This window comes from Pedobacter sp. PF22-3, assembly GCF_026239555.1.
Taxonomy (GTDB): Bacteria; Bacteroidota; Bacteroidia; order Sphingobacteriales; family Sphingobacteriaceae; genus Pedobacter.
The window spans coordinates 53,997-79,716 of the sequence record NZ_JAPIVP010000018.1; the positions used below are offsets into that span (position 1 = coordinate 53,997).

Annotated in this window: 26 protein-coding genes; 19 read left to right on the top strand and 7 right to left on the bottom strand. The window is 37.8% G+C overall.

Features of this window, described 5'->3' with window-relative positions:
- Positions 1–26 precede the first annotated feature (26 nt).
- The 3 genes from OQX63_RS19500 (at position 27) to OQX63_RS19510 (ending at position 3,412) form a co-directional block, all read left to right on the top strand.
- Complete coding sequence (locus OQX63_RS19500; protein WP_265852488.1) at positions 27–1,343, top strand: hypothetical protein; 1,317 nt, start codon at positions 27–29, stop codon at positions 1,341–1,343.
- Positions 1,344–1,480: 137 nt separating this feature from the next.
- Complete coding sequence (ahcY, locus tag OQX63_RS19505; RefSeq protein WP_265852489.1) at positions 1,481–2,797, top strand: adenosylhomocysteinase; 1,317 nt, start codon at positions 1,481–1,483, stop codon at positions 2,795–2,797.
- A gap of 273 nt (positions 2,798–3,070) precedes the next feature.
- Positions 3,071–3,412 (top strand): DUF6370 family protein, encoded by a 342-nt coding sequence (locus tag OQX63_RS19510; protein WP_265852490.1) that lies wholly within the window; start codon positions 3,071–3,073, stop codon positions 3,410–3,412.
- 170 nt (positions 3,413–3,582) lie between these two features.
- Here OQX63_RS19510 and OQX63_RS19515 read toward each other — a convergent pair whose 3' ends face one another.
- From OQX63_RS19515 to OQX63_RS19525, 3 genes are all read right to left on the bottom strand, one after another.
- Complete coding sequence (locus OQX63_RS19515; protein WP_265852491.1) at positions 3,583–4,563, bottom strand: polysaccharide deacetylase family protein; 981 nt, start codon at positions 4,561–4,563, stop codon at positions 3,583–3,585.
- A gap of 308 nt (positions 4,564–4,871) precedes the next feature.
- On the bottom strand, positions 4,872–5,252 hold the full coding sequence (locus tag OQX63_RS19520) for a GtrA family protein (RefSeq protein ID WP_265852492.1): 381 nt from the start codon (positions 5,250–5,252) through the stop codon (positions 4,872–4,874).
- Position 5,253: 1 nt separating this feature from the next.
- Entirely contained in the window at positions 5,254–6,894 is a 1,641-nt protein-coding gene (locus OQX63_RS19525; RefSeq protein WP_265852493.1) for an ArnT family glycosyltransferase, read from the bottom strand.
- Positions 6,895–6,977: 83 nt separating this feature from the next.
- On the opposite strand from OQX63_RS19525, the gene OQX63_RS19530 reads away from it, so the two are divergent.
- The 3 genes from OQX63_RS19530 (at position 6,978) to OQX63_RS19540 (ending at position 9,444) form a co-directional block, all read left to right on the top strand.
- Positions 6,978–7,694 carry a pyridoxine 5'-phosphate synthase gene (locus OQX63_RS19530; RefSeq protein WP_265852494.1) on the top strand — a complete coding sequence of 239 codons (717 nt, stop codon included), beginning with the start codon at positions 6,978–6,980 and terminating at the stop codon, positions 7,692–7,694.
- Positions 7,695–7,797: 103 nt separating this feature from the next.
- Positions 7,798–8,688 carry an EamA family transporter gene (locus tag OQX63_RS19535; RefSeq protein WP_265852495.1) on the top strand — a complete coding sequence of 297 codons (891 nt, stop codon included), beginning with the start codon at positions 7,798–7,800 and terminating at the stop codon, positions 8,686–8,688.
- 192 nt (positions 8,689–8,880) lie between these two features.
- Positions 8,881–9,444 carry a hypothetical protein gene (locus tag OQX63_RS19540; protein ID WP_265852496.1) on the top strand — a complete coding sequence of 188 codons (564 nt, stop codon included), beginning with the start codon at positions 8,881–8,883 and terminating at the stop codon, positions 9,442–9,444.
- 42 nt (positions 9,445–9,486) lie between these two features.
- Here OQX63_RS19540 and OQX63_RS19545 read toward each other — a convergent pair whose 3' ends face one another.
- The 3 genes from OQX63_RS19545 to OQX63_RS19555 are packed head-to-tail and all read right to left on the bottom strand — an operon-like array spanning position 9,487 to position 11,739.
- Entirely contained in the window at positions 9,487–10,809 is a 1,323-nt protein-coding gene (locus tag OQX63_RS19545; protein WP_265852497.1) for a serine hydrolase domain-containing protein, read from the bottom strand.
- A 4-nt stretch (positions 10,810–10,813) separates the two neighbouring features.
- Complete coding sequence (locus OQX63_RS19550) at positions 10,814–11,404, bottom strand: HAAS signaling domain-containing protein (protein WP_265852498.1); 591 nt, start codon at positions 11,402–11,404, stop codon at positions 10,814–10,816.
- Positions 11,401–11,739: a PadR family transcriptional regulator gene (locus OQX63_RS19555; protein WP_265852499.1), complete on the bottom strand. Its 339-nt coding sequence runs from the start codon at positions 11,737–11,739 to the stop codon at positions 11,401–11,403. Before OQX63_RS19555 ends, OQX63_RS19550 begins: the two co-directional genes overlap by 4 nt.
- Positions 11,740–12,203: 464 nt before the next feature.
- Here OQX63_RS19555 and gcvP point away from each other — a divergent pair, with 464 nt between their 5' ends.
- From gcvP to OQX63_RS19570, 3 genes are all read left to right on the top strand, one after another.
- Complete coding sequence (gene gcvP / locus OQX63_RS19560) at positions 12,204–15,080, top strand: aminomethyl-transferring glycine dehydrogenase (protein ID WP_265852500.1); 2,877 nt, start codon at positions 12,204–12,206, stop codon at positions 15,078–15,080.
- A 401-nt stretch (positions 15,081–15,481) separates the two neighbouring features.
- Positions 15,482–15,694: a helix-turn-helix transcriptional regulator gene (locus OQX63_RS19565; RefSeq protein WP_265852501.1), complete on the top strand. Its 213-nt coding sequence runs from the start codon at positions 15,482–15,484 to the stop codon at positions 15,692–15,694.
- Positions 15,695–15,946: 252 nt separating this feature from the next.
- Entirely contained in the window at positions 15,947–16,534 is a 588-nt protein-coding gene (locus OQX63_RS19570) for a YceI family protein (protein ID WP_183764989.1), read from the top strand.
- 609 nt (positions 16,535–17,143) lie between these two features.
- Here the strand turns inward: OQX63_RS19570 and OQX63_RS19575 are convergent.
- Positions 17,144–17,911: an MBL fold metallo-hydrolase gene (locus tag OQX63_RS19575; protein ID WP_265852502.1), complete on the bottom strand. Its 768-nt coding sequence runs from the start codon at positions 17,909–17,911 to the stop codon at positions 17,144–17,146.
- A 223-nt stretch (positions 17,912–18,134) separates the two neighbouring features.
- Here OQX63_RS19575 and recJ point away from each other — a divergent pair, with 223 nt between their 5' ends.
- The 10 genes from recJ to OQX63_RS19625 all read left to right on the top strand — a co-directional run bounded on the left by recJ (position 18,135) and on the right by OQX63_RS19625 (position 25,715).
- Positions 18,135–19,835: a single-stranded-DNA-specific exonuclease RecJ gene (recJ, locus tag OQX63_RS19580; protein WP_265852503.1), complete on the top strand. Its 1,701-nt coding sequence runs from the start codon at positions 18,135–18,137 to the stop codon at positions 19,833–19,835.
- Between the two features lie 100 nt (positions 19,836–19,935).
- Positions 19,936–20,676: an LPS export ABC transporter ATP-binding protein gene (lptB, locus tag OQX63_RS19585; protein WP_090502159.1), complete on the top strand. Its 741-nt coding sequence runs from the start codon at positions 19,936–19,938 to the stop codon at positions 20,674–20,676.
- Positions 20,677–20,840: 164 nt separating this feature from the next.
- The gene (locus OQX63_RS19590; RefSeq protein WP_265852504.1) at positions 20,841–22,358 is read left to right on the top strand and encodes a GH3 auxin-responsive promoter family protein; all 1,518 of its coding nucleotides are present in this window, start codon (positions 20,841–20,843) and stop codon (positions 22,356–22,358) included.
- Between the two features lie 31 nt (positions 22,359–22,389).
- Entirely contained in the window at positions 22,390–22,614 is a 225-nt protein-coding gene (locus OQX63_RS19595; RefSeq protein ID WP_227256344.1) for a hypothetical protein, read from the top strand.
- 5 nt (positions 22,615–22,619) lie between these two features.
- Positions 22,620–23,021, top strand: a complete 402-nt coding sequence (locus OQX63_RS19600; RefSeq protein WP_265852505.1) for a putative toxin-antitoxin system toxin component, PIN family — start codon at positions 22,620–22,622, stop codon at positions 23,019–23,021.
- A gap of 18 nt (positions 23,022–23,039) precedes the next feature.
- Positions 23,040–23,447, top strand: a complete 408-nt coding sequence (locus OQX63_RS19605; RefSeq protein WP_265852506.1) for a hypothetical protein — start codon at positions 23,040–23,042, stop codon at positions 23,445–23,447.
- On the top strand, positions 23,448–24,074 hold the full coding sequence (locus tag OQX63_RS19610; protein WP_265852507.1) for a DUF2306 domain-containing protein: 627 nt from the start codon (positions 23,448–23,450) through the stop codon (positions 24,072–24,074).
- Positions 24,075–24,077: 3 nt separating this feature from the next.
- On the top strand, positions 24,078–24,965 hold the full coding sequence (locus OQX63_RS19615; RefSeq protein WP_265852508.1) for a YARHG domain-containing protein: 888 nt from the start codon (positions 24,078–24,080) through the stop codon (positions 24,963–24,965).
- Between the two features lie 17 nt (positions 24,966–24,982).
- The gene (locus OQX63_RS19620) at positions 24,983–25,411 is read left to right on the top strand and encodes a YkvA family protein (protein WP_265852509.1); all 429 of its coding nucleotides are present in this window, start codon (positions 24,983–24,985) and stop codon (positions 25,409–25,411) included.
- Positions 25,395–25,715: a DUF2752 domain-containing protein gene (locus tag OQX63_RS19625; protein WP_265852510.1), complete on the top strand. Its 321-nt coding sequence runs from the start codon at positions 25,395–25,397 to the stop codon at positions 25,713–25,715. The genes OQX63_RS19620 and OQX63_RS19625 overlap by 17 nt, the downstream gene beginning before the upstream one ends.
- The last annotated feature ends 5 nt before the right edge of the window (positions 25,716–25,720 follow it).

A 25,720-nucleotide genomic window follows, 5' to 3' on the forward strand; every position in this document is an offset into this window, starting at 1 on the left:
TATTTTCGTGACTAAAAAATAATTTAATGCTTTTCAAAAAAATATTCTTTTTATTAATTATAGCTTTGGTTTTTCTCGCTGCCTGCAAGAAAAATACTCCAACAATAGAAAATCCAGTAAAGGAGCTACTTGTAGATACATCTAAAATCAATGGATATTGGGTATTTACAGGTGGTCTGAAAAACTATGATAATCTATATTTTTATGATCACAAAATGCTTCAGGTTAATTCAGGTGATTATTCTGATTTCTTAGTTGATACAGAAATAAGAAATGATACCTTATTTGCCGGCCCTGTACGCATATCATTAAAAAAATTAACAGACGATTCTTTAGTTTTATATGGGAATAATTCTTTTTTACGGCATAAAAGAATTCCACTCCCACAAACTAACTACGGAATTAAAACAGTATTTCCTGTTTTATTAAATGCAATGTGCCTTGATGATGCTAATAACATCTATGGTGCATCTGATGCCATTATTAGAAAGTATAACGCAAAAGGACAGGCTGAAGATCTTCATCATGATGGTTTTTCTGGTAAAAAAATTTTATCTATGCAAATGGATGGTGATGATGGATTTCTTTATCTGACAGGCACTGAGATTGGCAGATTTGATGTTAATAATAAAAAATTCAGTCCAATAATAGTCCGCCGCTACGAAAATCCTGCTCCTGAAAATGTGCATTATACCAACTCTTGGGCAACTGATAATATTATTTCCTTTTGTAAAGCACCGAATGGCGATATTTATTTTTCCTATTCTAATCGCGTGATGAAAATTGAAAAGACTACCGGTACACTATCCACCATTATAGGAAATCCCAATTCTAACAGCTCAATCTTTGATCCTGAGCCAGCGTCTGCCAAATCAATGTCGTTAGGGTATGTTAACTGTATGACGGCTTCAAAAAATGGAGATCTTTATTTTTGCGACTCAAGATCTCCTCAGTCAATTATTTTTAAATACACTCAAAATGGTCAGGTTAAACGGGTTGCTGGTAATATAAAATCTGTAAGGACCATTTCTGGCGATGGGGGGATTGCACGAAATGCATATGTTGACAATATTGTTTCTATAGCTGTTGATGGTGAGGATAATATCTTAATTTCGAGTAATTCTGGTATTATCAGGAAAATAAATGCTAATGATCAAATTATAAATACTATAGCCGGAGTCATCAATTCGAGCTACAATAATCCTACTTTGGCAAGAGGGTTGAACTTTAATAACGCACGTTTGTCGCACATGGCACCAGCAAAAGTGCTCAGTCCAAAAGCAAACGGAGATGTGTTTTTTTTGGAAAGTACTGATCGATTCAGAAAAATATATTTAAGGTAACGTAAATCTATTGACAGAATTAAGATGTGTTCTTAATATTTGTATATTTTACAATCCTCCAACTCACCCACACTTTAATTATTTGGCTTTCACAAAGGGATGCTGTAACTTTGCATCACATTTAAAAACAAATAATTATGTCATCAGTAGAGACAACTTACATTCCTTACAAAGTTAAGGACATTTCACTGGCAGAATGGGGCCGTAAAGAAATCGAATTAGCCGAAGCAGAAATGCCAGGTTTAATGAGTTTACGTAAAGAATTCGGTCCAACACAACCGTTAAAAGGTGCGCGTATTGCAGGCTGTCTGCACATGACCATCCAAACGGCTGTATTAATCGAAACATTGGTGGCCCTTGGTGCTGAAGTTACCTGGTCATCTTGCAATATTTTTTCTACACAAGATCACGCTGCTGCTGCAATCGCTGCTGCGGGTATTCAGGTTTATGCCTGGAAAGGTTTAAACGAAGAAGAATTCGACTGGTGTATTGAGCAAACTTTACACTTCGGTCCGGAGCAACAACCATTAAACATGATTTTGGATGATGGTGGTGATTTAACCAATATGGTTTTTGATAAATATCCTGAGTTGATTGCAGCAATTAAAGGTTTATCAGAAGAAACCACAACCGGTGTTCACCGTTTATACGAAAGAATGAAAAACGGAACGTTGCATTTACCTGCAATTAACGTTAACGATTCAGTTACCAAATCTAAATTCGATAACAAATACGGTTGCCGCGAATCATTGGTTGATGCGATCCGTCGTGCTACCGACGTAATGATGGCTGGTAAAGTGGCTGTTGTTTGTGGTTATGGCGATGTAGGTAAAGGTTCTGCAGAATCATTAAGCTCACAAGGTGTACGTGTTATTGTAACTGAAATTGACCCAATCTGTGCTTTACAGGCTGCAATGGAAGGTTATGAAGTGAAAAAATTAGCTAACGCCATTAAAGAAGCAGATATTGTGGTTACTACAACTGGTAACTGCGACATCGTTCGTGAGCAACATTTCAGGGCATTAAAAGATAAAGCGATTGTTTGTAACATTGGTCACTTCGATAACGAAATCGATATGGCCTGGTTAAATGGCGCTTATGGCGATACCAAAGTGGAGATTAAACCTCAGGTTGATAAATATACCATCGATGGTAAAGACGTAATCGTTCTTGCTGAAGGTCGCTTGGTTAACTTAGGTTGTGCAACTGGTCACCCAAGTTTTGTAATGAGTAATTCATTTACCAACCAAACTTTGGCTCAATTAGAGCTTTGGACGAACACTGCAGCTTACGAAAACAAAGTTTATACTTTGCCTAAACATTTAGACGAAAAAGTTGCCCGTTTGCACTTAGAAAAAATCGGGGTAGAATTAGATGTTTTGGATCAACACCAGGCTGATTATATTGGCGTACCGGTTGAAGGTCCTTTCAAAGCAGATACATACAGGTACTAGTCCTGAGTCTTCAGTCGAGAGTCTGAAGTCGATATGATGAAGAGGGATGTGCAATTTGCATATCCCTTTTTTATTGCCCACTCCCAGAGAGAGGTGCCTGTAAGGTGGGGTGTTCTTGTGTTTTTTTGAAAACGTACGTTCAGTTCTTTTCGGAGGCATTAGTCCTGCTATTCATTCCTCCCGAAAAATCGGGATCCATTTCTATCAGGTTTATTTTACAGCGCATTGTGGTTCTTTTGCCCTTGAAAACTTACATTTGAAAAAAGAAAATAGATGAAAAAGTTAATATTTGGTTTAATTCTTTGTGTATTTGCTATTGCTGTAAATGCACAAACCAGTCCTCGAAAAACTGCAACTGTAAAAGTAATAACCAAACAGGTAGTTGATATTGCCTGTGGCGAATGCCAGTTTAAAATGAAAGGTAAAGATTGCGAATTGGCGGTTAAAATTGATGGCAAACCTTATTTCGTTGATGGTAAAGGCATTGATGATTTTGGAGACGCACATGGCAAACATGGTTTTTGCAATGCCGTAAGTAAAGCTGAAGTTACCGGCGAAATTGTAAACAACCGATTTAAAGCAAAAGAAATAAAGTTATTGCCGGTTAAAAAATAGTGGGTTTACCGCAAAGAAAGCAAAGTTTTCCGCAAAGGGCCGCTAAGTTTGATTTAAAAACGGTCTGAACCCAACCTTGTGTTCTTTGTGCGTTTGTGGTCAATTTATTGTGCGATCTTTGTGAACTCTGCGCCTTTCTTAGCGTCCTTTGCGGTTAAAAACGAGATAAATTATTCAAATTCCTTCTCCAAACCCTGTCTTAAATCGAAAAGCAACCACTGTTTACTTTTCACGTCAGCTTGTTTCGTTTTTAGTAACTGGATAAAATCTTTTACGCCTATTTCCTCATTGCCATTTCCGTGGATCAATACAATGCTTCCAGCGTTAGGTTGCTGTCCTTTGGCCAACCAGGCATCGCTTCCAACGGGGATTAATCCATAAGCTTCAATTTTTTCAACAATTGCTTTATCTGATACCAGGCCAGGGAAACGGAAAAATATGGAAGGAGTTAAGCCGTTTTTGAGCATCAGTTTTTCGTTCTCCAGTACTTCTACATCTAAATTGGTCCCAGGTGCCAACAGGAAATTTTCGGCTAATGGCAGTTTATTTACTTCGTGGTTATAAGTATGGTTTACCCAGGTAATATCCAGCTCTTTTTTCTGTACTAAACTTTTTAACCAATTCAGGTCATCCTGGTGTTTTAACATCCATTTACCCGAAACAGAAACTGCTAATGGAGCGGGCTGTTCTGTCTTTTTAAATTCGTCGAAAACCGATTGGAAAATAATCCGGTCTAAAGCCTTATGCGAAGGACAAAGATCGATGGTTAAGGTAATGCCTTTTTCATTGGGGATGGCGTGATCAATGCCAGCATTTTGAAGTTGCAAATCTTTAGCTGCCGCCGCTTCAATTGATTTGATATAAGCTGTATTTTTAAAAATCGCCAATACATTCTGAAACTGCAAACTGCTTGTGGTATAATTACTGGCCAGATCTACTTTAGTATCTAAAGTTTCTGGATTCACCAGCAATAAATATTTTTGGTTATTTGCAGAAAAGCTTCTAATCGATATCAACTGCTCGTTGGCATGTGTTGCCATGGCATAATTCACTTTATAACGTTTAATATTTTCAAAATTTTGCGCAATTATTTTAGTGCAGAAAAAGCAGATACAAAAAATGATGAGCAGTATTGATTTAGATAACTTCATGTTTCCTTATTTAAAATCTTTCTAATTTAAGTCAAATCCATTATCTTTACAAACATCGCCATGAACAAAGAAAAATTAAAATTATGGTTTAAACGGGTGGGGCTGGTTGGGTTTTTATTCTTCCTGATTAAAGGATTAATATGGCTTGTTGTATTCTACTTTATCGGCAAAAACGTTAGTTAAATTAGTTCATTCGTTCACTTGTCATTAGTTCATTAGTCCGTGCAAATTGCATAATTAAGTCTTCTAAGTCAAGCGTCATCCTGAACTTGTTTCAGGATCTATTTTGAAGGTATACCAAAACTTTTCTACCTAAAAGTAAACAACATATTTGCCAAAAAATTCCACACAAATACGATTACAATTGCAAAAAACTTCGCCACATAAAAGTTGGTTCCGTTTTTTCTTTGGTGGAATAAGTAAATGATAAAGGTATTTAATCCTAAACCGATTAAACTCACGACCAAAAATTTGCTAAACTCTGTTCCCCAATGGCTATTTGTACTCTGGAACGTCCATATCCTGTTAATGAGGTAATTATTAGTTACGGCCAAAGTAAAACCAATGGCATTAGCAATGTATTTATTGATTTTGATTTTCTCTTTGCACAACCAGGTTGCTCCAAAATCAATCGCCATTCCGATCAGGCCGGTCAATCCAAATTTTATAATGCGGAAGAATAAATCCATTTTAATGCAATTTAACCAGATAAAAATGTTCTAATAGCTGAGGACGCGTTTTGGAATTGATAAATTTAGGGGTTAGCTTGGTAATGTGATAGTATTCGAACGATTTTAGTACTTCTGCGCCATAATCTTTTTTCAATTTCGCCAATTCAGATTCTGGGGTGTAAATCACCAGATCTTTTTCATCTTTCGATTTATTTAGCTCCTCGTAGCTCCAAAAGTATTTTGGTTCGCCATTGGCATAAAAATCGAATGAATAAGCATCCGGGTACATTAAAACCGAAGTTTTGGCCTGCGGATAATTCTCTTTTAGCCAATTTCCCGCTTCCATGCCTGATTCATATTTTAGTACCGATGGATAGAAAAATACCGACAGAAATATCATTAAGCCAGCTGAAATCATAGCACTTCTGCCCAGTAAGTTTTCGGTTTTTAATCCTTTGAAAATTAAAAAAGAAATGGCCAATAGAATGACCAAAATTGCAACTGCGATGTAATTATTTGTAAACCCAAAAAAGACAGCAACAGCAGATAAAATCAAAACAATTAGAACTGCCAATATATTTTGAATGGTAAAAAATACTTTTAAGCTTTTCCCTTCCAGTTTCTGTAGATATAAAGCCGTAATGATGGAAAATTGCGGCAAAATGATCAAAATATAATGCGGCAACTGGAATTTCGAAAGTGAAAATAATAGAAAAGTAATGGCTGCACTCGTCCAGATCATGATGCTTTCTGCAGGTAAACTTACTCTGTTTTTCTTTTTGAATAAATTAACTACAGCGGTGTAAAACAATATCGACCAGGGTAAAAAGGCCCAAAGCGTGGTATGCAGAAAGAACGAGATGTCGCCTTTGCCTTTTATTGGTCCGTTGTTAAAAAAACGACCAAACTGACTGTCCCAAAAGAAGAACTTTAAGCCAGAAACGCCGGTTTTTCCAAATACTATCTTTTCAGGGTGCAAGTCGAACTGTATATATAAGGTATATAATTCTGGAATAATAAAAATAAAAATCAATGCAATGGCAATCCACCATTTTAGCTTTAGCAACTGTTTCCATTGCCTGGTGAGCAACCAGTAAATGATAAAGCCACCAAAAACAGGGATTAGCACAAATATGCCTTTAATCATGATGGCGCATGCAGCGAAAAAAGAACCTGCAACAATATGCCAAAAAGAACCTTGATGAGCTTTATAATAATGATAAATGGCTGCCAGGGTAAATGTGGTAATGTAAACCTCAGCACGCACATCGAAAGTAGAAATAAGGATGTGCAGCGAACTCAAAAAAATCAGTGCACTAATCAATCCTGTTTTTTCGTTGTAAATATCTTTCGCCAGTTTATAAAGGTACCATGCCCCCAATAATCCGAATAAAAAAGAAGGAAGTTTATAAGCGAAAGCCGTAATCCCGAAAATTTTAAATGAAGCCGCGGCCAACCAAAAAGTTAAATGCGGTTTGTCTAACCAATCTGCACCACGGACATAGATATTTACCCAGTCGTTCCGCAGCACCATGTTTTTAGCTATGGAAGCATAAAGGGCCGAATCGGGTTCCATTATACCGCCAAAAAGTGCCAATACACTAACCGTTGCAACAATGGCGATTAAAACTTTGTATAGGGTGGTCTCTTTCAGGTTCATTTACAGGAAGCAAATATGAGCAAAAAAAAGTCAAATTTTTTTAAGGTTTAAGATAAACAGGAGCAAAGCCCTATCTTTGCTTTATGACAAAGTTATCGGTTAACATCAATAAAATTGCTACACTCCGCAATAGCCGTGGGGGCAATAATCCTGATTTGGTAAAGGTTGCGTTAGACTGCGAACGTTTTGGTGCGCAGGGAATTACGGTACATCCACGCCCTGATGAACGCCACATCCGTTACCAGGATGTTTACGATTTAAAGGCTGCTATTGCGACAGAATTTAATATTGAAGGAAATTGTAAAGAAGATAAATTTGTTGACCTCGTTTTAGCCAACAAGCCTGCCCAGGTTACTTTGGTGCCAGATGACGAGGGTCAGATTACCTCGAACCATGGCTGGGATACCGTCAAACATAAAGATTACCTGAAAGAAATGGTTGCTGTTTTTCAGCAGGAGGGCATCCGCGTTTCTATTTTTGTCGATCCCGTTGTAGGGATGGTTGAAGGCGCAGCTGAAACCGGAACAGACCGGATTGAATTATATACCGAAGCTTACGCACATAATTATTTTGCTGATCGGGAAAAAGCGATTGTGAATTATATCGCGGCTGCCCATCATGCCAATACTTTAGGTTTGGGCATCAATGCAGGCCACGACTTGGATTTGCACAACCTGCATTATTTTGCTCAAAGTATTCCCGGTTTATTGGAAGTTTCTATCGGTCACGCTTTAATTAGCGATGCCCTTTATTTAGGTTTGGAAACAACCATTCAGAAATACTTACAAAAGCTCGCTTAGGGTTTAACCACAAAGCGCACAAAGATGTACACAGAGCAAACAGAGCCTCTGTGAACTCGGTGTAAAACTCTTTTTCCTCTGTGGTTGAAATAAAAAATATAAAATGCTTAAAGGAATTCTCCTTGTTTTTTTTGGTGCCTGTAGTTTCGGCATCCTGTCTACTTTTGTTAAACTCGCTTATCACGAAGGTTATACTTTGGGTGATGTTACCGGTGCCCAGGCTTTTTTCGGAGCCGTAATTTTATGGGTGTTGGTTTTCTTACAAAGTAGAACAGCAGCTTATAAGGCTAAAGTGGTTCCTGCTAAAACACCTTGGTGGCAAATGGTAATTGCGGGTACCTGTACAGGTCTGGTCAGTATTTTTTACTATCAATGTGTAAAGTTGGTACCCAACTCGGTTGCCATTATTTTATTGATGCAGTTTATCTGGATGAGTATTTTAATGGAATATCTCATTTTTAAAAAGAAACCTACAGGTTTGCAGTTTGCGGCTATTTTATTGGTTTTAGGAGGTACAGTTTTGGCCAGTGGAATGGTAGAAACCAGCATCGGAAGCATGGATGTAAAAGGAATTGGTTTTGGTTTGCTGGCTGCACTTTGTTATGCCGGCTTTTTGTTATTGAGCGGTAGAATAGGGAATGAATATGCGCCACTAAAGAAAAGTGCGCTGATGATTACTGGTGCCTGTATCCTGATCTTCATTATCTTTCCTCCCGCATTTTTGTTTAACGGTGCTTTGGGCGGAAGCCTTTTGAAATGGGGATTGATTATTGCTGTTTTTGGTACCGTAATCCCGCCACTATTCTATGCCGAAGGCGTGCCACGAATTGGTACAGCCATTAGTTCGATATTAAGTGCAGCAGAACTACCTGTCGCCATAATGATGGCCGGTTTTGTGCTGCAAGAGCAGGTTTCGTTTTTGAGGTGGATTGGGGTTGTGGTGATTTTATCGGCGATGGTTTTACCAAACCTGAAGTATCTCAAGAAGAAATAATCTAGTTTTTTACCACAAAGAACACGGAGTGAAAGCACAGAGTGCACAAGTTGGTCCATTATTTATAACAATTTAAGGATGCAGATTGCCAAAGAATCTCCGTTTTCTCTGTGAAAACTTAGTTTGCTCTGTGGTTTATTTGGTAGCATACCGAAAAAATAAATACCTTTAAAAAGCATAAAGCAATTATATATGAAAAAATTTACTGTTTATATTTTATCCCTGATTATTATCGGCTTAGCCGGATGTAAAACTAAAACCACCATCAACCAGGATGAGGCGGCTGAAGTAATTACCAACTATTTGAAAGCCAATCCGGAATATAAAACCACCAGGTTTAAATTTGGTGAGATGAAATTTAACAGTACAAATGATATGTTCGAACTGGGGAAATATAAATCTTTGGCGAGCAAAGGTTTGGTTACCTTAAGTTTGAAAGAAGCAAAAAAGAAATTCCTTTCAAAAGATAGCAGTTTTGTCTATCAGATTACCTTAACCGATAAAGCAAGTCCGCTGGTATTGAAGCAGGATGGCGACAGGGCAACTGTAAAGGTGGTAGAATATGTTTTGTCAGACGAAAAACCGGTTGATTTTGCGCAGGTAAATTCCAGTACCGCCAAAGTAACTGTATCGCTTAAAATGAATACGACCGATTTCGAGCCTTTTGATAAAGAGGCCGATAAAAACAGCAACTTCATTACCAAAACTTATAAATTAAAGTTGAGTAAAGATGAGGGGTGGAAAGTGCAGAAATAGCAGATCAGTCTTTAATAAACTAACCTGCCATCAAGAGTTAATTTAAGTTTTGGTAAACTTAAATTCTTTGCCACCCTGTTTTAGGGTCATCTGGTTTTCGGTGGGATTGAAGGATAATATGATGCCTGCTTCTTCGAATTTAAACTCATTGTTGCCCTTGGAGGTTAACCTGGTTACCGATTGACCTGTGGCCTGTGCGATTAAAGTGGTATTGTCTTTGGTAATGGTTATTTTTATAGGAATAGCTGTTGATACATAGGTGCCTAAATATTTATTTAAGTCTGTAGTACTTTGCTCAATTGTTCTAAAATCTGGAATGTTATAATCCTTGTTAAAAACAGCGCTTAATACGGCCAAGGAAATGGAATTATTATTGAAATTTGAACCATTACTGGTTAAAGCATAAGCTATATTCCCATCATTAAAATAAGAAAATGTAGCACTAAAACCATCTATACTTCCAGAATGTCCAAATCCTGCCTTATCGTAAAATGGAATAGCTGAAATCCCCATGCCGTATTTCCCGTTAAGGGTTTTCATCTGCGTTAAACTCTTTTGAGAAATCACCTTTCCTCCAAATAATGACGTGCTGAAATTCACCAGATCGATTGGGGTTGAAACAATCCCCCCAGCACCGAGTGGAATGGAAATATCAGTTTCATCCTCTAATTTCCAATCCCCTTCAAAACGGTAAGAGTTGGCTTCATTATTTTTGGAATTAATTTTTTTGCCCAAAAACGTGTTTTTCAAGACGAGAGGTTTAGCAATGTACTTATTCAATATTTGGGCATAAGGCATTTTGAACGTTTTTTCCAGGATATATGATAGCAGTAAATAGTTCGAATTGCTGTAGTCTGATTGAGTGTCTGGCTCAAAATCAATCCCGCCCTTACTAATCAAGGCAAGCATTTCTTTTTCAGTTTTAGGTTGTGTATGCCATTTCAGGAATTCCTCTTTGTCATCCGTAAAATCATGTATCCCGCTTCTGTGATAAAGCAAATTCGATATGGAAATCTTTTCTGCATTTTTTATTTCCGGGAAAAATTTCCGGATCGTTAGATCCAGGCTGATTTTCTTTTCTTCAATGGCTTTAAAAATTAAAGCAGCTGTAAAGGTTTTAGAAATAGATCCGATCCTGTATTTTGTGTTTTCGTTTGCTTTTTGCTTTTCTTTAATGTTTGTGAAACCTAAAGTACGTTTATAAATCACATGCCCGTTTTGAGCGACGGCTACACTTCCTATAAACTTGTTGTATTTGCCAAGCGTATCGAAATAAGCGTCCAGTTTGTTTTTATCAAATGATTGTGAAAAGCTGAAATGGGCCAGGATTATCAGAAAGGTAAAGAGTGTTAATTTTTTGATCATGATGTTATTTGTTAATGGTTCTTTTTAATTTAAGGAGTAAAGTGATAATAAGGTAAAGCGCAACTGCCGAGATAACCATTGCGGGAATAAACCAGTTGCCCAAACGCTCATCAGCAGGGTCTACAAAACCTTTTGAATGGCCGAGAATAAAAACTTCACTTGGTTTATAAAAAAAGCCAACTTGTGCGGGATCCCATATTTTAGCGCCAATTAAAAATAAAAAACCAAACAGAAAGAGGTAAAGGATAAAAAATATGATGTACGATATGCCATTGGTTAAATTGAGCAATAAAGCTTTAAAAACATGTATGGGATTAAATGTTTTAGTGGCTTCCGCTAATTTTTTGTCAGCCACCAGTGGTTTGAGTATTTCCTCGGGTCTTCCTAATTTCTCTAGGATATCAAGTAGTTTTTCTACTTCATTTCCGGTTGGATGTTCCTGTAAGTTTTCATAAATATGGCTATTTAGTTCCATCAATATCTCATCCTGGTTTTGCTGATTGAGGCCTTTAACCTCTTTTCTTATTCTGTACAGGTAATCCTTGTAAATCCGCTCAGCCGATTGATCGTTAAATTGTATTTCTTTTAATTTCATTTCGTAATTTTTAAGACAGAGTTGTTCAGATTGTGCCAGTATTCTTCCATTTTGGTCACCGTGTTTTTTCCCTCTGATGTAATGCTATAATATTTTCTGGGAATGCCTGATTCTTGCTCAACCCATTCAGATATAATCAGTTTTTCATCTTTAAGCCGGTTCATGAGCGGATATAGAGTTCCTTCGGCAATTTCAATTTCTGTAATCTTTTTTATTTCATTGATCAGGTCATACCCATAATAGGCCTTTCCGCTTTTTAAAACATTGAGCACAATAAAGGATAAGGTTCCCTTTTTAACCTGCGATATCCATTTATTAATAAAGTCTTCGTTCATAATGTAAAGGTATAACAAAATACATAGTATAACAATGTATGTGGGGCTTAGATTTTGTTATTTTTTATAAATTATTGAAAATGAGTTGTTTGATTTTTGTTTTCTACCGTTAATTTAAAATTTGAGCATTGCATCTTGGGGTTATTGCAGTTTCTTCTGTTTATAAACCCGACAGTAGTGAAAATCCTTTTTGCTGCAGCTGCTTTGTGCCTCAGTATAAAAAAAGCAGCAAAAAGATTGTAACAAATTGCGGGAACAAACTTAAATTTTAGCAGAGCCACTGCTTTCCAAATAATCAAAAAAACAGCTTGAAAGTGGAAAAGCGTTTGTCAGGCTTTTTACTCATAAATTCTATCTATTTTGTCGCTTTTAAGCATAAATAAGACGCCTTTTTTACACTGATTGATAGTGAAATACAGCTTCATTTTTGCTACCTTTGCACGCAAATTTATTATTCATACCGCATGAGCTTAAATATCCACTACAAGGAAGATTTTCAAAATCGTCATATTGCTCCTAATGAGGCTGATACAGCCGAAATGTTGCAAACTGTTGGCGTAAATTCTATTGACGAGCTAATTGAACAGACTGTTCCGACGGCAATCAGGTTAAAACAACCTTTAAACTTGCCTGCAGCGAAATCGGAAACTGAATATCTTGGTGCTTTAAAACAAACTTCATTGTTGAATAAAGTTTTTAAAAGCTTTATCGGTCAGGGTTATTATGATACCATTACCCCGGGTGTAATTTTACGTAACGTATTCGAAAATCCAGGATGGTACACACAATATACGCCATACCAGGCAGAAATTGCACAGGGCCGTTTACAGGCTTTGTTAAATTTCCAAACGATGGTTATCGATTTAACCGGAATGGAAATTGCCAATGCATCTTTATTGGATGAAGGTACTGCTGCTGCTGAAGCGATGTTTATGCAATACAGCTTACGTAAAAACCAGGCAGCTAAAAAATTCTTCGTTTCGGAACTTGTTTTTCCGCAAACGATCGATATTTTAAAAACACGTGCTAATCCTTACGGCATTGAACTGGTTATCGGAAGTCATTTAGATTTTACTGCTACTGAAGAATTTTTCGGTGCAATTGTTCAATATCCGGCAGGAAATGGTGAAGTTTTCGATTATGCGGCTTTTGCATCAGCTTTACACAGTCAAAATATTAAACTAACCGTAGTTGCCGATATTTTAAGCTTAACTTTATTAACGCCTCCGGGCGAGTGGGGGGCTGATGTGGTAGTAGGTACTACACAGCGTTTGGGTATCCCGATGGGTTTCGGCGGACCACATGCCGCATTTTTTGCCACTAAAGAAGAATATAAACGTAATATCCCTGGTCGTATTATCGGTGTAACTATCGATAGCCATGGCGATTACGCTTTACGTATGGCTTTGCAAACCCGCGAGCAGCACATCCGTAGAGATAAAGCAACCTCAAACATCTGTACTGCACAGGCATTATTGGCTATTATGGCTGGTTTTTATGCTGCTTACCACGGTCCTAAAGGATTAAAAGCCATCGCAGAACGTACACACGGTTTGGCCATCAGTTTAGCCTCTACTTTAAAAGGTTTAGGTTTTGAGCAGTTAAACTCCGCTTATTTCGATACCATCCGTTTTGATTTAGGCGATTTAAAAGGTGGTATCCATTCAGGATGTATTGATAACGAAATCAACTTAAATTATGTTGGTAACATAGCAACCATTTCGTTTGATGAAACCAGCACTTTCGAAGATGTAACTTTAATTGCTAAAATCTTTGCAAAGGTTAAAGCTATCGCAGCCGATCAGGTTGATGTGGTAGAAAATGTAGAAACCGTTATTCCAGCCGCTTTACAACGTACTTCTACTTATTTGACACACCCAATTTTTAACTCGCACCACTCAGAGCACGAGATGTTGCGTTATATCAAATCATTAGAAGCAAAAGATTTATCGCTTTGCCATTCGATGATTGCTTTGGGTAGCTGTACCATGAAATTAAATGCTACGGCTGAGATGATTCCGGTTACCTGGTCTCACTTCGGTCGCATCCATCCATTTGCCCCAGCCGATCAGGTATTAGGTTATTATTCTGTTTTCAACGAACTGGATAAATGGTTAAGCGAAATTACCGGATTCGCGGCCATGAGTTTACAGCCAAATGCTGGTGCCCAGGGTGAATATGCTGGTTTAATGGTTATCCGTGCTTATCACCAGGATAGGGGCGATTTCCACCGTAATGTAGCGTTGATTCCTGCTTCGGCACACGGAACTAACCCTGCTTCTGCTGCAATGGCCGATATGAAAATTGTAGTAGTTAAATCTTTAGAAAACGGTAACATTGATGTTGAAGATTTAAAAGCTAAAGCAGAATTACATAAAGACAATCTATCGTGTTTAATGGTAACTTATCCATCTACACACGGCGTATTCGAGGAAAGTATTATCGAAATCTGTGAAACCATCCACGCTAACGGTGGACAGGTTTATATGGATGGTGCTAACATGAATGCACAGGTAGGTTTAACAAGCCCGGCCAATATCGGTGCCGATGTTTGTCACTTAAACTTGCACAAAACTTTCTGTATCCCTCACGGTGGTGGTGGTCCTGGTATGGGTCCGATTGGTGTGGCTAAACACTTGGTTCCTTATCTTCCAGGTCATGCTGTGGTTGATATCGACAAAGGAAAATCTATTTCTGCAGTTTCATCTGCACCTTGGGGTTCGGCTTCTATCCTGATTATCTCTCACGCTTATATTGCGATGATGGGTGCTGAAGGGTTAACCAATGCTACCAAATATGCGATTTTAAACGCAAACTATATGAAAGCGCGTTTAGAACAACACTATCCGGTACTTTATTCAGGTGCTCAGGGACGTTGCGCACATGAGATGATTTTAGATTGCCGTTCGTTCAAAGCTTTCGGAATTGAAGTTACTGATATTGCAAAACGTTTAATGGATTATGGTTTCCACGCACCAACGGTTTCGTTCCCGGTTGCAGGTACTTTAATGGTTGAGCCAACAGAATCAGAGCCTAAACACGAGTTAGACCGTTTCTGTGATGCTTTAATTGCCATCAAAAAAGAAATAGATCAGGTAGAGAATTTAACTTTCGATAAAACAGATAACCCGCTAAAAAATGCACCTCATACCGTTTCAGTAATTACGGCGAACGAATGGGAGCATGCTTATAGCCGTCAAACAGCTGCGTTCCCGCTTCCTTATGTGTTAGAGCGTAAGTTCTGGCCATCGGTTGGTCGTGTTAACGATAGCCATGGCGATAGGTCATTGATCTGTGCCTGCCCTCCTGTTGAGAGTTATTTGGAAGAGATCGTTCCGTAGTTTGCCTTTCTCGTCATTGCGAGGAGGAACGACGTGGCAATCTATTTAGATAAATTAGCAAACGCCTGGATTCGTGTCCTCACGAACATATTGATCTGCAAGTTTTATGGATTCATTTCATAAAACCTGCAGATTTTTTTTGGAAATGAATGTCGGTTTTTCATGGGAGGCTGCAGTCCTGCCATTCGCTTTAATCTCTTTGTGGTTTCTGCTCTCGTTACATCGTCATTGCGAGGAGGAACGACGAAGCAATCTTTTACTGTAAGTGCCAACAAAAAGGATTTCCACTGCTGTCAGGTTTAGGATTGAAAGGTTGTTAGTAGAACCAATATTGCAATTGTTAACTCTTCTGCAGCTGTAGATAACTGGCATAAATAATATATTTGGGTTATCTATCAATTATGACTAAAATCAACTATAATAGAATAAAGGGCGTTTTAGCTGAAAAAGGGATTACCAATAAAGAATTGGCTGATGCATTAAAAATTGCACCCGAGACCGCATCAAGCTGGTGTACCAATACGGCTCAGCCTTCAATTAAAAGACTGTTTGATGTAGCCACATTTTTAGATATTGAAGCAGGCGAGCTATTGGTTAGCTGGAGAAAGAGGTAATATATAGGGGTTGGAACAACTTTACATCCTATGCCTTTTCAGGTTAGCACAAAAACCCTCTACCTTAAACCTTCCGCCTTCTACCTTTCTGTTCACATAAAAAAAAGCATACAGATTAAACCTTAACACAGTCCTGCAGTCAATAGGTTGGATTTTAAATAAATCAGATTTTTTTGAAAAAAGTTAACATAGGTCAATAGCAAGAGATTGGTAGTTCATCTATATTTGTATCAAATTTTAAAAAACCAGAAAATGAAATTAAAAATTAGCTCAATTTTTTTATTAGTGGCAGTAGTAGCATTGTCAGCCTTTAAAAACCCAACTAAACCGGTAACTTATACTGTGGATGCAGCAAAATCAACCATTACCTGGATTGGTAAAAAAGTAACAGGTTCTCACAATGGAACTGTAGCTTTACAATCAGGTAGCTTAGCCGTTAACGGTAAAAGCGTAACTGGCGGTACTTTTGTTATCGATATGACTTCAATTAAAGATGCTGATGGCAGCGCAAAATTAGAAGGTCACTTAAAAGCAGACGATTTCTTCGGTACAGCTAAATTCCCAACTTCAACTTTCGTAATTACTAAAGTTGCGGGTTCAGGTGCTAACGTAACTGTAACAGGTAATTTAACCATCAAAGGTATCACTAAACCATTAAGCTTCCCTGCAACTGTAACGGTAAATGCAGATGGAACAGCTTCAGCTTTAGCTGGTAAAATCGTTGTAGACAGAACTAAATATGACATCAAATACGGTTCAAAATCATTCTTCGATAGCATTGGCGACAAAGCAATTGATGATAACTTCGAATTGTCTGTTAAATTGGTAGCTAAAAAATAATTGTTTCCGTCTCGGAAATACACAGGCCCCGACAAATGTTGGGGCTTTTTTCGTTTAACCGCGAAGAGCGCTAAGTGAAGTCAGTCTAAGCGGAGTCGAAGACTAACCACAGAGCGCACGAAGTTTTACACAGAGGAACACAGAGACGCTATAGCTATACGCATCCAGGTCTGTTTACTTTGTGCATTTCTCTGTAACCTTTGTGGTAAAAAAGACGCTATTTTTTGTTTAATCACGAAGGGGCGCTGAGTTTTTAACCACCGAGTGCATTGAGTTTTACACAGAGGGGCACAGAGTTTTTAATTGTTTGAATATTACACCCAGCTCTGTGAACTTTGTGCCTTTCTCTGTCGCCTTTGTGGTAAAAAAAAGGATGCTATTTTTTGTTTAACCGCGAAGAGCGCTAAGTGAAGTCAGTCTGAGCGGAGTCGAAGACTAACCACCGAGTGCATTGAGTTTTACACAGAGGAACACAGAGACTTTATAGCTATAAGTACCCAGCTCTGTGAACTTTGTGCCTTTTCTCTATGGCCTTTGTGGTAAAAAAAAAGCAACTATGCGCGCTTTGCGCTTCTTCTTTGCGTGCTTTGCGGTAAAAAAAGAAGTCGTTTATCTAATCCTAAACCCACCTTCAACAACATCAACAAAACCAGTTGCTGCGCTTTTACCATGGTAGAACAAACATTCCCAGTTTTCTTCGGCAGCTCTTTTACCAAATTCTTTACGTAATTCCATCGCTTTGCGACCATCGAAATCGTATTTAGCGATAAAGTTTTTAACCAGTTCTTCCGGCTCTGGCAATACATCGCCACCAAAAAATATTTTTTGATTTCCTTCTGTTAAAAGAAAAACCTGGTGGTTAGGGCAGTGTGCACCGGTAAATTCATAAGTAATGGTTTCGTCGAGTGCGCCATCGCCTTCAACAAATTTTAGTTGGGCATTGCGCTGCACAAAATCAAAAATATCGCTATGGTAAGATGATGAAGTGCTGCTAAATGCCGTTTCCCATTCGCCACGGTTAATTATATATTCTGCATCAGGGAAACTTAATTCAACTTTATCATTTTCTTGTTTGTGGATCATGCCGCCAGAATGGTCATAATGTAAATGCGACATTAAAACTTTAGTTACATCAGTAGGATCAAAGCCTGCATTGCGGATGTTTTTATGTAAAATCAGTTCGCCATGGTCATCGCTAAAACCTAAACCCGTATCAAAAAGCACAAGGTCGTTTTTCAGCTCAACCAAAAAAGGCTGAACATTGATAAATAATGATGCGGGTCTATCTTTAAAGTTATGTATGGCAGGGTCGAAAGGCACAAACTTCTTTGTTGCATCAACCGAGTAGGTTCCTTCGAATAAGGTGTGAACTTGCAAAATATGGATCTTTAATGTTTCTACAAAGGTAACAATCTATCAATAATTAAAGATTTGCCTAATGCCACAATTTACAATTAGATCAGACTTGAGTAACCCATTGGTTTAAAATTTAGAGAAAAACCTAAGCTTTTGTTTTAGAGGCGCTCCATAGGTATACCCCTCATACTTCATTCCTTATTATCCAATTAAAATGTATATTTACTGTTCGGAGACAGAATAAATGGAAAAAAGATGGGTGCTGGCATCGGATTGTAATGATGATACAGTAGCAAAATTAGCAGTAGAACTTAACATAGACCGCTCATTGGCACAGATACTGGTGCAGCGGAATATCTGTGATTTTGATCAGGCGAAAGATTTCTTCAGACCAGATCTTGATCACCTTCATGATCCTTTTCTAATGAAGGATATGGATGTTGCTATTGCACGTATTGAAACGGCATTGGCCAGCCATGAAAAAATATTGATTTATGGCGATTATGATGTTGATGGTACCACTTCAGTTGCACTGGCTTTCAGTTTCTTTTCCCAACTCACTAAAAATATAGAATATTACATTCCTGACCGTTATCTGGAAGGCTATGGTATCTCTACTGCAGGGATAGATTATGCCAATGAAAATGGGTTTTCTTTAATTATTGCCTTAGATTGTGGTATAAAATCGATCGATAAAATTGATTACGCCAATACTTTAGGTGTCGATTTTATTATCTGCGATCATCACTTGCCTGGAGATGAACTTCCTCAGGCGATTGCAGTTTTGGATCCTAAACGTACCGATTGTGCATATCCCTTTAAAGAATTGGCCGGCTGTGGCATTGGTTTTAAACTGGCGCAGGCTTATGCTCAAAAACATCAGTTTCCGAAAGAAACCTATCTGCAATATTTAGATTTGGTGATGGTGAGTATTGCTGCAGATATTGTACCTGTTGTAGGCGAGAACCGAATTTTAGCTTATTATGGGCTGAAGAAACTAAACGCTAATCCATGTGAAGGTCTGAGGGCTTTAATGGAGGTTTCGGGCAAAACCGAAAATTACAGCATTACCGATGTGGTTTTTACATTAGGTCCTCGGATTAATGCCGCTGGCAGGATAGATCATGCAAAACATGCCGTTGCCATGCTGCTTTGCCAGGTAGATAGTAATTCACTGGAACAAAGTGAACTCATCAACCTTAAAAATACCGAACGGAAGACCTACGATCAGGACATTACCCGCGAGGCTTTGGCTTTAATTGGCGAAAGTGAAATCCTCATCAATAGAAAAACCACCGTGGTGTTTAACGAAAACTGGCATAAAGGGGTAATCGGGATAGTGGCTTCACGTTTAACGGAAAAATATTACCGCCCAACCATTGTCCTTACTAAGTCTAACGGGCATGTAGCTGGTTCTTGCCGCTCGGTAGTAGGCTTCGATTTATATGAGGCTTTAAGTGGATGCGCTCACTTACTTGATCAATACGGTGGACATAAATTTGCTGCTGGCTTAACCATGCAGGAACAAAATGTGAATGCCTTTGCCGATAAATTTGAAGAAATTGTATCTGCAAGCATTACGGATGAACTGCTTACACCCATGATCAGGATTGACGCTGAAATTGAACTGGCGCAGATAGATGGTAAATTCTACCGGGTTTTATCACAAATGGGCCCATTTGGTCCTGAAAATATGGCACCTATATTTGTTACCCATAACGTATATCTGGCGCAGCATGCCATGGCTGTTGGTCAAAATCATTTAAAAATTAACATAAAACAACAAAATTCGCCTATTTTTGAAGGCATTGCATTCGGATTGGCGGAATTTCAAAATCTTTTACAACCAAAGGTGCCGTTTTCCGTTTGTTATACGTTAGAAGAAAACGTGTGGAAAGATAAAAAGCGTTTGCAGTTAAATATTAAAGGAATAAAAGTTAATTAACTTATAAAATAAATCGTCATCCTGTCCAGATTTCATATCGGGTTCAGGATCTTTTGAGTTAGATGCTGAATCAAGTTCAGCATGACGGAGCAATCAATATATGATATTAAAAGCCGAAAATCTGGTTAAAAAATACAAACAGCGTACTGTTGTAAACAACGTTTCCTTTAACGTGAGTCAAGGGGAAATTGTTGGCCTTTTAGGCCCTAACGGCGCGGGGAAAACAACTTCCTTTTACATGATCGTAGGTTTGATCAAACCAAATGAAGGCCGAATTTTCTTGGAAGAGGAAGACATTACCGAAGATCCGATGTACCGCAGGGCGCAAAAAGGAATTGGCTATCTGGCCCAGGAAGCATCTGTTTTTAGAAAACTTACCGTAGAAGATAATATCCTGGCCATTTTGGAAATGAGCAAATTGACTAAGGAGGAGCAACGTGATAAACTTGAAGAGCTGATTAACGAGTTTAGTTTACACAAAGTGCGCAAAAACCGTGGCGATCTATTGTCGGGAGGAGAGCGCCGCCGTACCGAGATTGCCCGTGCTTTAGCTGCAAATCCTAATTTTATTTTATTGGACGAACCTTTTGCGGGGGTAGATCCAATTGCGGTAGAGGAAATCCAAAGTATTGTTGCTAAACTGAAACATAAAAATATAGGGATTTTGATTACCGACCACAACGTACAGGAAACACTTTCCATTACCGATAGGGCTTATTTGCTTTTTGAAGGGAAAATCCTGGAGCAAGGCGTTCCTGAAGTGCTTGCAGAAAACGAAATGGTGAGAAAAGTATATTTGGGATCGAATTTTGTGTTGAAACGTAAGAAATTTGATGTTTAATAAGATTCAGCAAACAAAATCTAAATTGACATGTTGACTAATCGCGAAGTTAAACCAAACTATAATTTTACTGTGTATAAAAATCTCTGTGTATCCCCATTTAACCAAGGGGCAGGTGTGAAAATCTGTAGCGGCCTGGTGCCCGTTAATTTTAACATTTAAAAATGGCAATTGTAAATTCAATTTTTACCTGGTTAATGAAAAAGCGGATTCACCAGATCGAGCTTTTTATGAAATATCCTTACGACGTTCAGGAAGAGTGGTTCCATAGCTTAATTGATAGTGCCGAAAATACGGAATGGGGTAAATTATACGATTATAAATCAATCTTAACACCGCAACAATACCAGGAGCGTGTTCCCATTCAAAACTACGATACCCTAAAGCCTTACATTGAGCGCATGCTTAATGGCGAACAGAATATTCTATGGCCATCTGATATCAAATGGTTTGCAAAATCATCAGGTACCACGAGCGACAGAAGTAAATTTATCCCAGTGTCTCAGGAATCTTTGGAAGAATGCCATTTTAAAGGCGGTAAAGACATGCTTTCCATCTATTGTAATAACCGGCCCGATAACCAGATGTTTACCGGAAAAGGTTTGGTTTTAGGTGGCAGCCATCAGGTTAACCAATTAAACGAAGATTGTTTTTATGGTGATTTATCGGCTGTGCTGATCAAAAATCTGCCTATATGGGCAGAATATTACCGAACACCCGACATGTCTATCGCTTTGATGGATAATTACGAAATCAAGATGGATCGAATGGCAGAAGCTACCATCAATGAAAACGTAACCAGCATTTCGGGCGTACCCACCTGGACCATCGTGTTGGCTAAAAAAGTGCTTGAACTTACAGGAAAGCAAAATTTACTGGAGGTTTGGCCAAATCTTGAATTGTATATTCATGGTGCCGTAAATTTTGCGCCTTATCGCGAGCAGTTTAAACAGCTTATCCCATCGGCCGAGATGTATTACCTGGAAACTTACAATGCATCCGAAGGCTTTTTCGGAATCCAGGATCAGGATCTCTCCGAAGAAATGTTGCTGATGCTTGATTATGGCATCTTCTACGAATTTGTTCCGATGGAAAACATTGGAGAAGAGAATCCTAAGGCTTTGTTGCTGGGCGAGGTAGAACTGCATAAAAACTACGCCATTGTGATTTCTACAAATGGTGGTTTATGGCGATATATGATTGGAGATACCGTTCAGTTTACCTCACTTTCTCCTTACCGGATAAAAATTACCGGGCGTACCAAACATTTTATCAATGCCTTTGGCGAAGAAGTGATTATAGACAATGCAGAACAGGCCTTAACCAAAGCCTGCCAGGAAACGGGTGCCGAAATTAAAGATTATACCGCCGGACCAATCTATTTTAAAGGAGAAAAAGCCGGAGGGCACGAGTGGATCATCGAATTTGATAAACAGCCAAACGATTTTGAAAAGTTCATTGATATTATGGACAATACACTGCGTGAAGTGAACTCTGATTACGATGCCAAGCGCTTTAAGGATATGGCACTGGCCCGGCCTAAAGTACATAATGCTCCTGCAAATACTTTCTACAACTGGCTAAAAGCAAAGGATAAATTGGGCGGACAGCATAAGGTGCCCCGTTTAGCCAATGAGCGAAAATATGTTGATGATATTTTAGAGATGATGAAATCATCTTAAAATAATATTGATTATATTTGTTTAGTTCACAATGAAAAATATGGAAGCGACAGGGAAATTGACAAATGTTCAGCTAGAGCTATTAAAATTATTTCAATACAATTTACCCGATAATCAATTGAACGATATTAAAGAAATGTTGACCAAATATTTCGCAAAATCGGCATCAGATGAAATGGATAAACTTTGGGATGAGAAAAATTGGGACGAAAATACAATTGAATCTTGGAAGAATGAACATCTAAGAAAAAAGTAACATTAATGAAAGTTGTACTAGATATTAATGTACTTCTTGTCTCAATTCCTAAAAAATCAAAATATAGGCCGATTTTTGATGCTTTAATTAGTGGATATTTTCACTCAGTAATTAGTAACGACATTCTTTCAGAATACGTCGAAATTTTAGAACAAAAAACAAATTTTCTCGTAGCAAGTAATGTTGCAGAGTTGTTGCTAAATCTCAAGAATGTAGAAAAAGTTGACATATGTTTTGAGTGGAAACTAATTTTATCCGATTTAGATGATAATAAGTATGTTGATGCTTATGTGTGTAGTAATGCTGATTATATTATAACAAATGACCATCACTTTAAAATCTTAAAGCAAATAGAATTTCCTAAAGTTAATGTGCTAACAATTGATGAATTTTTATCAGTAATTTAAGAATAACGCTACTCAATCATGAAAAACATTTTATTTCTTCTTTTTATTTTAGGATCATCAATATACGAATCGAAAGCACAAGTAAAGGAAAGCTACAAAGCACAGATTGCCTATAAAATTGTAGAAACCTCGCCAAGGTGCAAGCAACTTACCAAAGGCCTATATGAAAGGATTGTTAAAAACGGAGGCACATCTTATGGTATTATGCTCGAGAGTAGCCCTAACCCTAAAACCGATCCATCACAGGAATACTCAAAAACCTATAATTTTAACCTTCACGAAAGTTACTCGGATAGGATGCCTGTTATCGCCAGGTTTGTGTTCGATCCTAAAAAGCAGCAGCTTTATGAAGATGACGTGGTAAACGCACAGTTGGTTGCCATTCCATTCAATAAAAAATTACTTCTGCTTTTTAATAAAAAATAAATGAAAAGCATCAGCTATAAACAGGTGGCCTGGCTATTGTTTTTTGCCTACTTTTTTATGCTGATGGTACAGCTTACTTTGCGCTACATCCCGATGGGAAGCGATGTATCTTTTCTTCAGATTAAACAAACCGAAGTTTCAGGCATCAAAGCCTATCTCTCCATATTTTATGTACACGTTTACAGTGCTATATTTGTTTTATTGGCCGGCTTTACGCAATTTAATCCAAAAATATTATCCAGATACCCAAAAATACACCAATGGCTGGGCTATTGGTACGTAGGTATTGTGTTGTTCCTTGCCGCACCATCTGGCATTTTTATAGGCTACTTTGCAAATGGCGGCTTAATCGCAAAAACCTCATTTATTATTTTGGGTTTTTTATGGTTTTGGTTTACTTTAAAGGCTGTTTTGTTTATATTGAAAAGGAAAATAATAGCCCATAAAAAGTTTATGTACAGAAGTTTCGCTTTGGCAGCTTCAGCTATTACTTTGAGGCTATGGAAAGTTATTTTAGTATATTTATTCCATCCTGCACCAATGGATGTTTATCAGATTATAGCCTGGTTAGGTTGGATACCCAATTTATTAATCGCCGAATGGCTTATTAAACGAAAAATAATTTAATTGATGAAAAGGATCTTATTATTAGCGCTGTTCCCAATTTTGATGCTTTCTTGCAGGGATGCTAAAAAAACAAATGAAGAAAAAAAAGTTGTTCAGGTAGCTCAGCCTGAAATTCACAAGGAACTTTACGGTTTTTGGGTCGGCGATTTTTATACAGCAGAACAGTTGGAGTATGATGGCGATATGCAGGATGCTTTTGAGAAACTGAATATCAACATTAAAAAAATTACGAAAGATACCGTGATTGCACAAAGCGTAGTATCGGGGAACAGCAGGCCGTTATTGGGCAAGCTATCAGAAGATGGAGGCAAAATTACTTTTGTGTTAGATGAACCAGGTAGTAATAAATATGATGGTAAGTTTGACATCACCTTGGTTGGCGATACCTTAATTGGCAAGTGGAATGCCCACAATAAGGAGCTTAAATGGCCTGAAAAAGAATTTAAGTTATTAAAAAAGAAATTCGAATACAATGCAAGCTTGATGTTACCCACAGAAGCAAACTATGTAGATTGGAGTGATCATAAAATGATAACGAATGTGGATACCCTGGAAGATGGCTCTGTTGATACCTTAGGAATTAATCCTTTTTTCAGAAGTGCATCCGATCAGATTTTTAAATTAAATGCTTCTACTCATCTGCTTAAAGAAGAGGATGTAAAGAATTTAAGAAAATTAGACTTACAGATTATTAAAAATACCATTTTTGCCAGACATGGTTATGCCTTTAAAAAGCAAACTTTTAGAAATTTTTTCGATCCTGTTAAATGGTATGTTCCCGTTAAAAACAACGTTGATGATGATTTAACGCCGATAGAAAATAAAAATATCAAGCTATTAGATCGTTTTACAAAATACGCGGAAGACAATTATGATGCTTTTGGCCGTTAATTTGTAATAGCTTAACCATGAAGTTGAACAGGGAAAAAATATTGGGTTTTTTTAAGAAATCGCAAAGCAAAGCCTCGGTAATCTTGAGCGATAAAACCAAAGCCAGTAATACCATTAAGGATGCGCTAGGCAAGGCGGTTACTAATAAAGGTGATTTAGAAGGGGTTTGGACGAAATTGGTTCTGCTTTTTGCGGTATCTAAAGATTATGTGAATGGCGATTATACCGAAATCCCCAAAAGATCTATTATTGCCATTTTAGGAGGACTGATATATTTCTTATCTCCAATTGATGTAATTCCGGATTTTGTGCCTGTTTTGGGTTTCATTGACGACATCTACATCTTAAACCTGGTGTACAGGCAGGTACTTAAAGACCTGGAAAAATATAAAGCCTGGAAAGATGCCCAGGGAAAAGTAATCGATATAAATGGCTCAACCACATAAAAGTTTTTTAGAATGGTTGAGCGAACACCTTTTTAGTTGTCCGTTTAAAGCCCATTTCGGGATCGATTGTCCGGGTTGTGGCTTGCAGCGCTCAGTTTTAGCTTTGTTTCGGGGCGATTTAACTGCATCATTTAAGTTTTATCCTGCAACAATTCCGCTCATTTTTATAGTGTTATTCACTATTGTTCATCTTAAAGTTGATTTTAAGTTTGGCGCACAGCTGATTAAAATCGTTTTTACAGGAGTTGCAGTAATTATTTTAATCAACTACATTTACAAAATATACACTCACCAATTGATCTAAATATA

Excerpts from the sequence above, each read along its gene's own strand:
- OQX63_RS19500 (WP_265852488.1), top strand. The coding sequence starts at position 27 with ATGCTTTTCAAAAAAATATTCTTTTTATTAATTATAGCTTTGGTTTTT.
- ahcY (WP_265852489.1), top strand. The coding sequence starts at position 1,481 with ATGTCATCAGTAGAGACAACTTACATTCCTTACAAAGTTAAGGACATT.
- OQX63_RS19510 (WP_265852490.1), top strand. The coding sequence starts at position 3,071 with ATGAAAAAGTTAATATTTGGTTTAATTCTTTGTGTATTTGCTATTGCT.
- OQX63_RS19515 (WP_265852491.1), bottom strand. The coding sequence starts at position 4,563 with ATGAAGTTATCTAAATCAATACTGCTCATCATTTTTTGTATCTGCTTT.
- OQX63_RS19520 (WP_265852492.1), bottom strand. The coding sequence starts at position 5,252 with ATGGATTTATTCTTCCGCATTATAAAATTTGGATTGACCGGCCTGATC.
- OQX63_RS19525 (WP_265852493.1), bottom strand. The coding sequence starts at position 6,894 with ATGAACCTGAAAGAGACCACCCTATACAAAGTTTTAATCGCCATTGTT.
- OQX63_RS19530 (WP_265852494.1), top strand. The coding sequence starts at position 6,978 with ATGACAAAGTTATCGGTTAACATCAATAAAATTGCTACACTCCGCAAT.
- OQX63_RS19535 (WP_265852495.1), top strand. The coding sequence starts at position 7,798 with ATGCTTAAAGGAATTCTCCTTGTTTTTTTTGGTGCCTGTAGTTTCGGC.
- OQX63_RS19540 (WP_265852496.1), top strand. The coding sequence starts at position 8,881 with ATGAAAAAATTTACTGTTTATATTTTATCCCTGATTATTATCGGCTTA.
- OQX63_RS19545 (WP_265852497.1), bottom strand. The coding sequence starts at position 10,809 with ATGATCAAAAAATTAACACTCTTTACCTTTCTGATAATCCTGGCCCAT.
- OQX63_RS19550 (WP_265852498.1), bottom strand. The coding sequence starts at position 11,404 with ATGAAATTAAAAGAAATACAATTTAACGATCAATCGGCTGAGCGGATT.
- OQX63_RS19555 (WP_265852499.1), bottom strand. The coding sequence starts at position 11,739 with ATGAACGAAGACTTTATTAATAAATGGATATCGCAGGTTAAAAAGGGA.
- gcvP (WP_265852500.1), top strand. The coding sequence starts at position 12,204 with ATGAGCTTAAATATCCACTACAAGGAAGATTTTCAAAATCGTCATATT.
- OQX63_RS19565 (WP_265852501.1), top strand. The coding sequence starts at position 15,482 with ATGACTAAAATCAACTATAATAGAATAAAGGGCGTTTTAGCTGAAAAA.
- OQX63_RS19570 (WP_183764989.1), top strand. The coding sequence starts at position 15,947 with ATGAAATTAAAAATTAGCTCAATTTTTTTATTAGTGGCAGTAGTAGCA.
- recJ (WP_265852503.1), top strand. The coding sequence starts at position 18,135 with ATGGAAAAAAGATGGGTGCTGGCATCGGATTGTAATGATGATACAGTA.
- lptB (WP_090502159.1), top strand. The coding sequence starts at position 19,936 with ATGATATTAAAAGCCGAAAATCTGGTTAAAAAATACAAACAGCGTACT.
- OQX63_RS19590 (WP_265852504.1), top strand. The coding sequence starts at position 20,841 with ATGGCAATTGTAAATTCAATTTTTACCTGGTTAATGAAAAAGCGGATT.
- OQX63_RS19595 (WP_227256344.1), top strand. The coding sequence starts at position 22,390 with ATGAAAAATATGGAAGCGACAGGGAAATTGACAAATGTTCAGCTAGAG.
- OQX63_RS19600 (WP_265852505.1), top strand. The coding sequence starts at position 22,620 with ATGAAAGTTGTACTAGATATTAATGTACTTCTTGTCTCAATTCCTAAA.
- OQX63_RS19605 (WP_265852506.1), top strand. The coding sequence starts at position 23,040 with ATGAAAAACATTTTATTTCTTCTTTTTATTTTAGGATCATCAATATAC.
- OQX63_RS19610 (WP_265852507.1), top strand. The coding sequence starts at position 23,448 with ATGAAAAGCATCAGCTATAAACAGGTGGCCTGGCTATTGTTTTTTGCC.
- OQX63_RS19615 (WP_265852508.1), top strand. The coding sequence starts at position 24,078 with ATGAAAAGGATCTTATTATTAGCGCTGTTCCCAATTTTGATGCTTTCT.
- OQX63_RS19620 (WP_265852509.1), top strand. The coding sequence starts at position 24,983 with ATGAAGTTGAACAGGGAAAAAATATTGGGTTTTTTTAAGAAATCGCAA.
- OQX63_RS19625 (WP_265852510.1), top strand. The coding sequence starts at position 25,395 with ATGGCTCAACCACATAAAAGTTTTTTAGAATGGTTGAGCGAACACCTT.